The following is a 13,065-nucleotide window of genomic DNA, read 5'->3' on the forward strand; positions in this document are numbered from 1 at the left end:
TCAGAACTCCTCATCCGGGTCGGCGCTCAGGCTGGTGCTCCTGGCGGCGTTCAGACCCGCGTACTCGGTGCGCTTGCCCATCTGCTCCACCATGCGTGAGGCCCTGGCCACGGCCCCGTCCGTGGAGACGGAGCCGCCCAACCTCGCCTGCACCTGGTCGAGGTCCTTGTCCCCACGGCCCGACAGGCACACCAGCAGGATCGGCGGCTCCTCGCCGTCGGGCACCTCCCGGGCCATGGCCAGGGCCTGAGCCAGGGCGTGGGCGGACTCCATGGCCGGGATGATCCCCTCGTGGCGCGACAGCAGCCGGAAGGCCTCGATCGCCTCGTCGTCGCTGATGCCCACGTAGCGGGCCCTGCCGGTGTCCGACAGCCAGGCGTGCTCGGGCCCCACACCCGGGTAGTCCAGGCCCGCCGAGACGGAGAAGGACTCCTCGACCTGCCCCTCGGAGGTGCGCATGAGGTAGCTGCGCGCACCGTGGAGGATCCCCACCAGGCCCTTGTTGATGGGGGCGCCGTGGCGGGACGTGTCCAGGCCCTCACCGGCCGGCTCGACCCCGATGAGCTCGACCCCGGGATCGTCGATGAACTCGGCGAACATGCCGATCGCGTTGGAGCCACCGCCCACGCAGGCGATGACCGAGTCCGGCAGCCGCCCGGTCAGGCCCAGGACCTGGGCGCGGGCCTCCCGGGAGATGACCCGGTGGTACTCGCGCACGATCGTGGGGAAGGGGTGCGGGCCGGCGGCAGTGCCCAGCAGGTAGTGGGTGTCGGCGAAGGAGGCCGTCCAGTCGCGCAGCGCCTCGTTGACCGCGTCCTTGAGCGTGCCCGCGCCACTGTCCACCGGGACCACTGTGGCCCCCATGAGCTCCATGCGCTCGACGTTGGGTGCCTGGCGCACGACGTCGGTGGCCCCCATGTAGATGGTGCAGTCCAGGCCCAGCAGGGCGCAGACCATGGCCGTGGCCGTCCCGTGCTGGCCGGCGCCGGTCTCGGCGATGATGCGCTGCTTACCCATCCGCTTGGCCAGGAGGGCCTGCCCCAGAACCTGGTTGCCCTTATGGGCGCCTCCATGGACCAGGTCCTCGCGCTTGAGCAGGATGCGGGCGTTGCCCTCCAGCGGCAGGTTGCGCAGCTCGGTGACCGCCGTGGGACGCCCCAGGTAGCGGGTCATGAGCGTGTCCAGCTCGGCGGCGAAGGCGGGGTCCGCCTGGGCGTCGATGAAGGCGTCCTCGAGCTGGTCCAGGGCCGGAATGAGCAGCTCGGGCACGAACTGGCCGCCGTAGGGGCCGAAGAACGCGGGTAGGCGCGGGTGGTGCCCCGCCCCCTGGCCGTCCCGGTCCAGGGCCGACGACGACGCGCCCTCCCCCTGCGGTGGCGGCACCGCGGTGGCCAGCTCCCGGGCGGCCTCGGCCGGGTCCGGGGCGCCGGACAGGGACGAGCCCACCAGGAGGGCGTCCACCAGGCCGGACAGGCGCCGCACGTCCTCGGGTGTGCCGACCCCCGACTCACCCACGAGGACCACCCCGGCCGGAGCCAGAGGAGCCAGCTCCTCGGTGCGCGCCAGATCCGTCTCCAGGGTGCGCAGGTCACGGTTGTTGATTCCGATGACCTCCGCCCCCAGCGCCGAGGCACGGTGCATCTCCTGCGGGGTCGAGACCTCCGTGAGCACCTCCATGCCCAGGCTGTGGGCCAGGTCGGCCAGCTCGCGGTAGACGTCGTCGGGCACCACCGAGAGCATGAGCAGGACCGCGTCCGCCCCCAGGCTGCGGGCCGCCAGCACCTGAACCTCATCGACGATGAAGTCCTTGCACAGGACGGGGACGTCCACCACCTCGCGCACGGCCGCCAGGTCGTCGAAGGAGCCGTTGAAGCGGTCGGGCTCGGTGAGCACCGAGACCGCGGCCGCATAGGGCGCGTACTGCGCGGCCAACGCGGCCGGGTCGTAGTCGGAGCGGATGGTGCCGCGCGAGGGCGAGGCCGCCTTGCACTCCATGATGAGAGCCGGCTGCGGGCTGCGGCCCTGGCCGCTGCGGGAACGCAGGGCGGCCGCGAAGGAGCGCTGCGAGCGCTCCAGCTCCTCGGCGCTCAGGTGCCCGAAGCGGGCGCGCAGCTCGTCGATGCGCTCACGGCGCGCCTGGACGATCGAGTCCAGGACCGTGCCCGTGGCGATGAGACGGGCCTCGACCGGCTCACGGTGAGCGCGCTCGCCAAGGTCTGCGCCATTGGGCGACGCGGTGGGGACGGGGGCGGTGTCTGGGGTGGTCACGGCATCTCCTCAGGCCGTCTCAGTGGCGAGGTCACTGGCTTTGGTCATGGACTCCAGGTGGCGGGCCACTTCGCCCGAGCGGATCTGCTCCAGCGCCATGGCGGTCCCGTCGGCCAGGTTGTCGGCAGGGCCGGCCAGATACAGCAGGGCGCCGGCGTTGACGGCGATGGCGTCGCGGTGGGCGGGTCTTCCCTCACCCGAGATGGCCTCGCGCAGCAGGCGGGCGTTGTCGGCCGGTTCCCCGCCCAGCAGGTCGGCCAGCTCGTAGGTCTTCACCCCTAGCTCCTCGGGCGTGACCTTGTAGGCCTTGACCCCGCGGGGGGTCGCCTCACGCACGAGGGTCGGCCCATGGACGGCGATCTCGTCCAGGCCCGAGCCGTGCACGACGAGCGCCCGCTTGCGCTCCAGCTGGACCATCGCCTCGGCGATCATGTCCAGCATGTTCGGGTCCCACACTCCCATGAGCTGGAAGGTCAGGTGAGCCGGATTCACCAGCGGCCCCAGGACGTTGAAGATCGTGGGGGTCGCCAGCGCCCGGCGCACCGGGGCCACGTGCCGCATGGCCGGGTGGTAGGCCTGCGCGAACAGGAAGGTGAAGTGGTCGCGGGCCAGCAGCTCGACCGCCGTGGCCGGCTCCACGTCCAGGGGCAGCCCCAGCTCGGCGATGACGTCGGCCGCCCCCGTCTTGGAGGAGACGGCCCGGTTGCCGTGCTTGGCCACCGCGATCCCCATCGAGGCGGCCACGAGGCCCGCCCCCGTGGAGATATTGATGGTGCCCACGCCATCGCCCCCGGTGCCGACGACGTCCACCAGCGGGAAGGTCACCGACGGGAAGGCCCGGGCGACCTGGCGGAAGGCGCTCGCGGCCCCGGCGACCTCCTGGGGCTCCTCGCCGCGGGCGTGCAGCGCCGCCAGCAGCGCCGCCGTCTCCGCCTCGGACAGGTCCCCGGCGCCCAGCGCCGCGAAGACCGTGGAGGCCTGCTCGCGGGTCAGTCGCCTGCCCTGAACGACTTCGCGCAGCAGCTCGTGGGCCTCCTGCGCCGTGGCAACATGCGTGCCGTCCGCAGCGGCGGAGGCCGCGCTGTTGGTCTCACTCATCGGTCTGTGGCTCCTTCACGGGTGGTTGAGGCTTGGGGCGCTCGGGGATGATTCTGCCCGAGCGGTGCAGCAGCTGTCGGGATCTGCGGGACAGCGCGGGGACGGCGTGGCTCAGGGGGTCTGGGCCAGGTCGGTGGTGATGGCCTTGAGCAGGGCCGGTCCCTGCGGGGTGAGGATCGACTCGGGGTGGAACTGCAGTCCGATCGCGGGCAGCGACCGGTGCCGGGCCGCCATGACGATGCCGCCGCTTCCGCCGTCGACGCCCTCCACCGATGCGGTGCGGGCCAGGCTGACGAGAGCCTCGGGCAGCGTGCGCGTGCCCAGGGAGTGGTAGCGGGCCACGTCCAGTGGTCCGCCGTCGAGCACCGTGAAGGTCGGGTCAGCTCGGCCCGCCTCGGTGATCTCGACGCGGTCGGAGCGGCCGTGGACCGGACCCACCGGGGCGACCCGCCCGCCGCAGGCCTCGACGAGGGCCTGGAAGCCCAGGCAGATGCCCAGCGTGGGGATCGCCCGCTCCAGGGCGGTGGCGATGAGCTCCATGAGGCAGCCCGACGTCGCCGGATAGCCCGGACCGGGGGACAGGCACAGGACCGGGCGGCGCTCGGCCTGCCGCTCGGCCGCGGTGGGCTCCAGGGCGGCGAGCACCCGGGAGGCCGGAACACTGTTGCGGTAGACCTCGATCTGGGAGCCGAGGGTCGCGAACTGGTCGACGAGGTTGTAGACGAAGGAGTCGCGGTTGTCGAGCAGGACCACTCGAGCCGGCGCCGATGCCTCGGCAAGACTCCGGGCGGCCTGATCGGTGCTCTGGCTGCTGGTGACGGTCATGGCTCAGGCCTCCCTGTCGGTCTGGTCGATGACGAGCGTGGCTCCCTGGGCGGCGGCGACCGCCTCCAGGACGGCGCGGGCCTTGTGGACGGTCTCGGCGGCCTCGGCCGCCGGGCAGGAGGCCGCCACGACACCGGCACCGGCCTGGACCAAGGCGGTACCGGCGGAGACGAAACCGGAGCGGATGACGATGCAGGTGTCCAGCTCGCCGTCACCGCGGATGTACCCCACCGAGCCGCCGTAGGAGCCGCGACGCACGCCCTCGGCCCGACGGATGAGCTCGGCGGCCCGCAGCTTGGGGGCGCCGGTGAGGGTTCCCATCGTCATGGAGGCGCGGAAGGCGTCCAGGGCGTCCAGGTCCTCGGCCAGCTCGCCGGAGACCTCCGAGACCAGGTGCATCACCCGGCTGTAGCGGTCCACGCGCAGAAGGTCCCGGACGCTGCGGGTGCCCGGACGGCTGACCCGGGCGACGTCGTTGCGGGCCAGGTCCACGAGCATGACGTGCTCGGCGACCTCCTTGGCGTCGGTGCGCAGCTCCAGCTCCAGGCGGGTGTCGCGCTCGTGATCCACCGAGCCGTCGGGGTGCAGCCCGCGCGGCCGGGTCCCGGCGATGGGCCGGATGGCGACCCGACCGCTGCGCACCGAGTACAGCAGCGCCGACTCCGGGGAGGCGCCGAAGAGCTCGAAGTCCGGGGCGGCCAGGTAGAACATGTAGGGGCTGGGATTGGCGTGGCGCAGCACGTGGTAGGCGGCCAGCGCATCGGGGCAGGCGATGGTGAAGCCGCGCGAGGGCACCACCTGGTAGACGTCGCCGTCGGCGATGTAGCCGCGCATCTCCTCCACGACCGCCTCGAAGTCGGCGTCGGAGGTGGTGGGCACCGCGTGCAGGACGGGGGAGTCGGGGGAGCCGACGACGGCCGGGGCCGGCGCCTCGAAGCCTGCGTGCGCTGTGTTGGCGGTGTCGGCTGGGTCCTCGATCCTGTCGATGGCGGCTGCCAGCGCATCCATGCGCCGCTCCAGGTCGGCGGCGTCGACCGAGGCCCCCACCAGGGTCGCCTCCTGCGTGGGGTGGTCGACGACGAGGATGATGCGCGCGTCGTAGAAGAGGTAGTCGGGGCAGGTGTTGGCGCCCTGGGCCGCCTCGGGCAGGGACTCGAAGGTGGACAGGTAGTCGAAGGCGAAGGCCCCCGCCTCCAGCGGCAGGTGGGGGTGGGCGATCTCGGCCCGGGCCAGGAGGCGCAGCGGCTCGATCGTGGACAGGGCGGTGAGCCGTTCGCGCTCCTCGATGGTCGGGTCGTCGTCGGAGCTGGTGGGCAGGGTCAGAGTCAACCGTCCGGGGGAGCGGTCGGTGACGTGCTCGGCCAGACCCTCCTCAAGACGCGCCAGAGCCGCGAGACCATCGGCCCCGGGGCCCCTTCCGTCGACGGCGTCCAACGCCTCCGCCGTCACGGTCCCGCCCCAGCAGGTCAGCCTGGTCGAGGCCTCCAGGACGGCGACCGTGGTGCGCGAGGCCTTGGTGGTGATGTCGGCGCTCTCCAGCAGGACGCAGTCCACCGGGCGCGCGGCGCCCTCGCCGGCCGGGTTCGCAGTGGTGCGCAGCAGACCCGAGCGGGTCAGCTGCTCCAGCAGGGCGCCGCCGTCGGCGTGGTAGCGCACCGAGCGCGTCAGCACAGTGGGCGATGCGGTTGACGGTGCGGCCTCGGGGACGGTATCTGACACAGTGGGCGGCATGGGGCCTCTTTCCTGAGATCGGGGTTCAGGCGGGCCTCTCACTCATGCGTCGGGCGGGCCCGCGGTGAGCGAGCCGGTAGGTCCTAACGCGTCAGGATGATGGCGGCTCGCCTCGAGGGGAGCCACCACCACTGGCGGTTGCGGGACGCTGTCATAGCACTGAGGGTAGAACGAGGTCGTGACGTGACCAAATCGTCGGCGAGGGATGAGACGCCTGTCCGCACCGCGGTCGCGCCATGCGCGCAGACAGCGGTGCGGCTCAGGTGCTCATCTCGCGTCAGCTGCCCAGGCGGAGGATTCTTCCACCGGGGGTGGCGCTGGGCCTGGCGCTGGGCCTGGTGCTGGGCCTGGCGCTGGGCCTGGTGCTGGGGTTGGCGCTCTTGCTGCCCGCTTCGGCGACGGCGGAGGCTGCGTTGACAATGCCGGCGCCGCAGGACTTTCGGTCGCACTTGGCCATGGGGGTGGCCGTGCTCTGCAGAATGGTGACGATCTCCGCCGTCTTCAGATCGGGGTTGGTGGCCAGCATCAGCGCGATGGTCCCGGAGACGTGTGGAGCCGCCTGACTGGTACCCACCATGAAGGAGTAGGCGGGGGTTCGTGGCACTGTCGTCGACTCGTCGGTCGTGGACAGGATCTTGGGGCTGGTCCTGCTGATCTCTCCACCGGGGGCGGAGATCTCGACACTGTCACCGTAGTTCGAGAAGGACGAGCGGGCCCCAGTGCTCGCGGTGGCACCGACGGTGATGACGTTCTCGCAGCTGGCAGGAATGGCGTTACCGGCGTCCTCATCATTGTTGCCGGCGGCGGCGACGATGATGGAGCCGCGTGCGACGGCATCATCGATGGTCTTCTGCATGAAGCGTGGGCACACGCCGGGGCCGCCCAGGCTCATGTTGATGACCTGGGCGGGGTTCTTGTTGACCGGTGTGCCGTTGACCTTGCCACCCGAGGCCCAGGTGATGGCGTCGATGACGTTGGAGCTGTTGCCACCGCAGCGGCCTAGCATACGGATGGGCACGATCTTGGCGTCCGGGGCGACGCCTGCGACACCGTTACCGTTGTTCGTGCGCGCGGCGATGGTGCCGGCTACATGGGAGCCGTGCCAGCTCGACTCCTGGCCCTCGTCCCGGCGCTTACCGCCTCCGTTCTGGGCGGAGCACTCACCCGGTTCGGACCAGTTGCCCTCGTCGGAGGGATCGTCGTCGTAGCCGTCGTTGTCGCGGGCGTTCTCGGCGTCGTCGATGAAGTCGTAACCGGGCAGGAGCTGGCCCTTGAGGTCCGGGTGGTCGGTCAGGATGCCGGTGTCGATGACGGCGACCGTGACGCCCTTCCCAGTGGACTGCGACCAGGCGTTGGTGGCACTGATCCCGTAGGAGCCCGAGGTCATGTCCCACTGCTTGGAGAAGTAGGGGTCGTTGGGGACATTGCTGTCCTGGGTGGAGGCGTCGCCCAGGGCGGTGACGTGAATATCGGGCTCGACGGCCTCGATGCCGTCGGCGGCCTCGAGCGTGGAGATGAACTCCTTGACCTGATCCACGGTGAGCTTGTCACTCAGCTTCACGGCGGCTGTGCTCGTGGCGTGAGCGGTCACGCTCTCCAGCTTGACCGAGAACTTTCCCGCGGCGGCGGTCAGTGCCTCCTTGTCCTTGGCGGGCAGGGAATCGAGGACGTTCTCGCCGTAGGCCTTCGCGGAGGCAATGACCTTGCCCGCCGCCGAGTTCTTGGCGTAAGAGATGATGAAGCGGTCACTGGGCTCGGTGACCTTCGCCGCGTTGCCGTGGGCGGAGGCTGATGCCGCGGCGGTGGCTTTGTGCCCGCCGAGGACTCCGGCGCGAACCAGCCCGACGGCGATGACGGAGATCACCGCGATGGAGGCGACGATGATGAGCAGGACACGTTTTCTGCTGAGGGTCATAGTCATGGTGGGGAGGCTTTCGATTGGGACGTCTTGGGGCGGGGACTGTTCAAGCACCCGGAATGCGACGATTCTGGCATGAGACGGCGGCAAGGGCCCAACGGTGAGTGCGGGTAGGTCTCCCCAGCGGGCTCTGCGGACAGAGCTGCCAGAGCTGCCCGGGTCAGACGCGCTCGCGGCGCCCGCCGCCTTGGTCGCTGTGCATGAACCGAGTGCGACGTATGACCACGACAAGCGCCAGAGCCGTGGCCATCAGGAGGGAGACGAGGCGACCTGTCGGCCCGGTGAGCCAGGCCGTCAGGATCGCCATCCCGATGGTCGTGTAGACGGCGGCCCACGCGATCGCCCCGGCGGCCGTGGCCGCCACGTAGCGGCGCAGCGGCATGCGGGCCACTCCCGCGGAGAGCTGGATGACGCTCTGTATGCCGACGGTCAGGAAGGACACCGGCACGGCCAGCACGCCCCAGCGGGCCGACCACGCCTGAGCGCGGGCGTACACGGGGGCCTTGAGCAGTGAGACCCACCGGGTGCGCGCGGTCCCCGCCGTGATGCCCCGGCCGATCCAGTACATGGTGTGCGAGCGCATCATGGCCAGGCACCAGAAGAACAGGAAGACCCAGGGATAGGGCAGGGAGTGGATCCGTTCCAGCATGCGAGGAAGGCTAACCTATGAGATAGAACTGTCACATCTCTCTTGTGTGACAATAATAACACAATTTCTGACGCAACGATATTGTCTCAACGTGGTTGGTCATTGTTGAGAACAACTGTAAGGGAATGGAGATGTGCTGGCGGATGTTCGGGTGCCATCCGGGTAGGCGCAGGAGGAGTTGGTTCGCCGCAGCGACGTTTCTCGAAAGTGGGTCGGCGCAGTGGACTCCGATAATCGCGTCGGCGCAGCAGTCGAGAATCTGATTGTTTCGCTTCGGGTTGCTGGGGTGGGGTAGGCTGCGTTCCCTACAGGGGTGCTCAAAGTTGAGGAGTAGTTGTGGATTCTGAGGACGCTAACAACCGACTGACGACTATAGTATTAGTGCTGGTTATGAGTCTCTGGGTAGGTGGGGAGTGGTGGTGCGTGCTGCCTCTAGTTTCACTGTTCTGAGTTTAATGCGTGTCCCCAAATTGTAGGCGACTGATCACTGTTCTGTAGCGGGTCCTCAAGGGGGTGCGTTCCAGTGCCCCATCTCCGGTGGAGGGGTGACTATGGAGTTAGGTCGCAGCCAATGTTGGTCTTCCATCCAAAGTGCAGTGATTTGTGGTTTGGAGGCTAATTTTGCTTAGCTTAGTTTTCTGAGATTGCTTAGAATGTTTGGTGAAGGAGTATTCTGTTGTTGTGGACGGTTCAGGTTCTTGAGTCAATTCGGCGTATATTTCGGACGGCGTGGGGCAAGGTTAGGAGATTCGGAACCATTATTTTCAAGCCTCGGCGGTGGGGATTATTTGAGACTATCGTGTTTTGGGTGATTCTGGCTATTGTCGCTTTCACTGTGTTGGGTTGGATGTGGGGGAGTGGGCCATATTTTTCGTTGCATCGAATTCTTGTCAATTGGGTTGGCGGCGAACTGCGAACTGAGCCTTTCGAGCGTATCAAGGTTTCCTTGACCATGATTGGCGGTATCGGTGCTGTGGGGTACTTAGTGATAAAATATCGAGAACGTGCTGGCGTGGAACACAGTGAGGCTGATGTCAAGCTTTTGTCCGCGGTTCAGCAACTTGGTAGTGACTCGCCTCAGGTTCGGATTGCGGGCGTCTATTCTCTGGCGGATTTGGCTGACACCTATGGTAGTTCTTACCATCAGCGTGTTGTCAACATTCTATGTGGCTACTTACGTGTTGAGCGAGGAAGCTGGAATTCTCCTGATGGTGCTGAGGTGTGTAGTCATGAGGTCAAAGACACTTCCGAACTATACTATACAACGAATGATGGTCCAGTGGAGTCTACTATTTTAAATGTGCTAGCGCGCCATCTCCGTAAAGGAAGGGTCGATTCACATTCTTGCCTTCAAGTCAAGCAAGATGTCGCCGACGATCAGTTATGGTGCGACTGTGAAATTGACTTACATGGTGTCCATTTCACCGAACGAGTTCATCTTGGGGGGATCACGTGTCGCTGGTTGAATGCTAGTGGGGCGCATTTTCATAATTATCTAGATTTGGGGATGTCGACATTCACTGAAAGTGCCTCATTTTATGGCGCAATATTTTCTGGTGACGCTCGGTTTTCGCACGCAAGATTTCGTGCGTTTGCGAACTTTAACATGGCAACATTTAGAGGTTGCGTGAATTTTTCGAAGGCATTCTTTCAGGGAGATACACGTTTCCGTGGTATCAAATATGAAGGGGGTGGATGTGGTAATTTTGGAGGGGTGCGCTTTAATGTCGCGTACTGGCATACCGATCCTCCAATTTTCCTGGAGGAGTCGCCGGGAAAATTTATCTCAGAACTGCCTTCTGGGGCTGGTTGGGCAGATTTTTCTGGTGAGCTCGCTTTGGAGGTTGATGAACCGGAGGTGTGGTGTCGCGAGAATAGGAGTCGGGATAAGCTGTGGGGTTGACGTGTGTTGACAAGGTTTGGGTGCGTATGCGTGGGGCTGATGTTTAGAAATTGTTTGACGTTGTAGGTGTATGAGCAAGGAAAGAAGATCCCTATTTCCTGTTGTGCAGATAGAATTTACGTGTGCAGTTCAATGTCGTTCCTTGATGCTGTCACCGGCTGCTGTCGGCAGGTCCTCGTGCTGTTCTGAGCGGCCGCACCTCACACTGCGGGTTGGCCCGGCGGGCTGGGGCGGCGGGCCGCCGTCGTGGGAGACTTGGGCCAGACCCATGCCGGATATGAGGAAGAGCCAGGAACCGATCTCCGTGTCACCGATCCCCACACCAGAGCAGATGGCCAGCGTCCAGCCCGCCGCCACCGAGCAGGCCCGGCTGCGTAACTTCTGCATCATCGCGCACATCGACCACGGCAAGTCCACCCTGGCCGACCGCATGCTCCAGGCCACCGGCGTCGTCCAGCCCCGCGACATGCGCGCCCAGTACCTGGACCGCATGGACATCGAGCGCGAGCGCGGCATCACCATCAAGTCCCAGGCCGTGCGCATGCCCTGGGCCATCGAGGGCGACGACGGCGTGACGCGCGCCTACGCGCTCAACATGATCGACACCCCCGGGCACGTCGACTTCTCCTACGAGGTCAACCGCTCCCTGGCGGCCTGCGAGGGCGCGGTCCTCCTGGTCGACGCCGCCCAGGGCATCCAGGCCCAGACCCTGGCCAACCTCTACATGGCCATCGAGGGCGACCTGACCATCATCCCGGTCCTCAACAAGATCGACCTGCCCGCCGCCGAGCCGGAGAAGCACGCCGAGGAGATCGCCTCCCTCATCGGCTGCGACGTCGACGACATCCTCAAGGTCTCCGGCAAGACCGGGCAGGGCGTGCCCGAACTGCTCGACCGGATCGTCGAGACCGTCCCGCCCCCGCACGGCGACCCCGAGGCCCCGGCCCGTGCCATGATCTTCGACTCCGTCTACGACACCTACCGCGGCGTGGTCACCTACGTGCGCGTCGTCGACGGCGCCCTCAAGCCCCGCGAGCGCATCGAGATGCTCTCCACCAAGGCCGTCCACGACCTGCTGGAGATCGGCGTCATCAGCCCCGAGCCCACGCCGTCGGCCGGACTGGGGGCCGGCGAGGTCGGCTACCTCATCACCGGGGTCAAGGACGTGCGCCAGTCCAAGGTCGGTGACACGGTCACCTCCGCGGCGGCGCCGGCCGACGAGCCGCTGTCGGGCTACCAGGACCCCAAGCCCATGGTCTTCTCCGGCCTGTTCCCGGTGGACGGCTCGGACTTCCCGGCCCTGCGCGACGCCCTGGACAAGCTCAAGCTCAACGACGCCGCCCTGACCTACGAGCCGGAGACCTCCGTGGCCCTGGGCTTCGGCTTCCGCTGCGGCTACCTGGGCCTGCTGCACCTGGAGATCATCCGCGAGCGCCTGGAGCGCGAGTTCAACCTGGACATCATCTCCACCGCCCCCTCCGTGGTCTACGAGGTGACGATGGAGGACCGCACCACGCACACGGTGACCAACCCCAGCGAGTTCCCCGAGGGCAAGGTCGCTGCCGTCTCCGAGCCGGTGGTACGGGCCACGATCCTGACCCCCAGCGAGTTCGTGGGCACGGTCATGGAGCTGTGCCAGTCGCGTCGCGGCACCATGCAGGGCATGGACTACCTCTCCGAGTCCCGCGTGGAGATGCACTACGTGCTGCCGCTGGCGGAGATCGTCTTCGACTTCTTCGACGCCCTGAAGTCGCGCACCCGCGGCTACGCCTCCCTGGACTACGAGGCGGACGGCTCCCAGGACGCCAACCTGGTCAAGGTCGACATCCTGCTCAACGGGGACAAGGTGGACGCCTTCAGCGCCATCGTCCACCGCGACTCGGCCTACTCCTACGGCGTCATGATGACCAAGCGTCTCAAGGACCTCATCCCGCGCCAGCAGTTCGAGGTTCCCGTGCAGGCGGCCATCGGCACTCGCGTCATCGCCCGCGAGACCATCCGGGCCCTGCGCAAGGACATGCTCGCCAAGTGCTACGGCGGTGACATCACCCGTAAGCGCAAGCTGCTGGAGAAGCAGAAGGAGGGCAAGAAGCGCATGAAGGCCATCGGTCGGGTCGAGGTGCCCCAGGAGGCCTTCATCGCGGCCCTCGGTGCGGACACGCCCACCGGCGCCAAGCCGGGCAAGTAGCGCGGCCGGCGGGTACGAACAGGATCGAGCAGGACGAGGACGGCGCCGGCGGACGACGGAAGGACGGCTGCGGACATGACCGACACGAGCAGACGGGCAGTGGTTGACGCTGCCCTGACCGACGACGGCTCCGGCCTGGTCCTGACCCGGGAGCTGGCCCGGGTGCTGGGCGAGCCCCACGCCGGCGCGGACGGGCGCCACAGCGATGAGCCCTCACCGTTCCACGACGGCGACCTGGTGGGAGCCGTCGGTGCGGTGTGCACCGTCAAGGGGCTGCGGCCCGACGCCGGTCCGGCAGGCGTCTCAGCGATCCACAAGGGCGCCGTCGACGGCCCGGTCGAGGTCAGTCGCACCGGGATCGTCACCGACAAGCACGGGGACCGCGTCCATCACGGCGGCAGCGACAAGGCCCTCTATGTCATGAGCGCCGCCGAGCAGCGCCACTGGTCCGAGGTTCTGGGCGGTATCGAGCCGGGGCGGCTGGG

8 protein-coding genes and 1 pseudogene are annotated in these 13,065 nt (G+C 67.2%); 3 read left to right on the top strand and 6 right to left on the bottom strand.

Annotated elements, in window-relative coordinates; translation table 11 throughout:
• From trpB to BKH32_RS07165, 6 genes are all read right to left on the bottom strand, one after another.
• Complete coding sequence (gene trpB, locus BKH32_RS07140; RefSeq protein WP_075249295.1) at window positions 1-2,268, bottom strand: tryptophan synthase subunit beta; 2,268 nt, start codon at window positions 2,266-2,268, stop codon at window positions 1-3.
• A 9-nt stretch (window positions 2,269-2,277) separates the two neighbouring features.
• Window positions 2,278-3,366, bottom strand: coding sequence for an anthranilate phosphoribosyltransferase (trpD, locus tag BKH32_RS07145; RefSeq protein WP_075249296.1), 1,089 nt, complete (start codon window positions 3,364-3,366; stop codon window positions 2,278-2,280).
• A 111-nt stretch (window positions 3,367-3,477) separates the two neighbouring features.
• Entirely contained in the window at window positions 3,478-4,191 is a 714-nt protein-coding gene (locus BKH32_RS07150; protein WP_081376731.1) for an anthranilate synthase component II, read from the bottom strand.
• Between the two features lie 3 nt (window positions 4,192-4,194).
• Complete coding sequence (locus BKH32_RS07155; protein WP_075249297.1) at window positions 4,195-5,922, bottom strand: anthranilate synthase component 1; 1,728 nt, start codon at window positions 5,920-5,922, stop codon at window positions 4,195-4,197.
• Window positions 5,923-6,199: 277 nt separating this feature from the next.
• On the bottom strand, window positions 6,200-7,843 hold the full coding sequence (locus BKH32_RS07160) for a S8 family peptidase (protein ID WP_256691279.1): 1,644 nt from the start codon (window positions 7,841-7,843) through the stop codon (window positions 6,200-6,202).
• A gap of 157 nt (window positions 7,844-8,000) precedes the next feature.
• The gene (locus tag BKH32_RS07165) at window positions 8,001-8,489 is read right to left on the bottom strand and encodes a DedA family protein (RefSeq protein WP_075249299.1); all 489 of its coding nucleotides are present in this window, start codon (window positions 8,487-8,489) and stop codon (window positions 8,001-8,003) included.
• 808 nt (window positions 8,490-9,297) lie between these two features.
• On the opposite strand from BKH32_RS07165, the gene BKH32_RS13250 reads away from it, so the two are divergent.
• The 3 genes and pseudogenes from BKH32_RS13250 to BKH32_RS07180 all read left to right on the top strand — a co-directional run.
• Entirely contained in the window at window positions 9,298-10,392 is a 1,095-nt protein-coding gene (locus BKH32_RS13250) for a pentapeptide repeat-containing protein (protein WP_143222757.1), read from the top strand.
• Between the two features lie 268 nt (window positions 10,393-10,660).
• Window positions 10,661-12,580: a translation elongation factor 4 gene (lepA, locus tag BKH32_RS07175; RefSeq protein WP_075249301.1), complete on the top strand. Its 1,920-nt coding sequence runs from the start codon at window positions 10,661-10,663 to the stop codon at window positions 12,578-12,580.
• Between the two features lie 75 nt (window positions 12,581-12,655).
• A pseudogene (locus BKH32_RS07180) lies at window positions 12,656-13,065 on the top strand (MOSC domain-containing protein); the annotation flags it as partial.

This window comes from Actinomyces oris (genome assembly GCF_001929375.1).
GTDB lineage: Bacteria > Actinomycetota > Actinomycetes > Actinomycetales > Actinomycetaceae > Actinomyces > Actinomyces oris_B.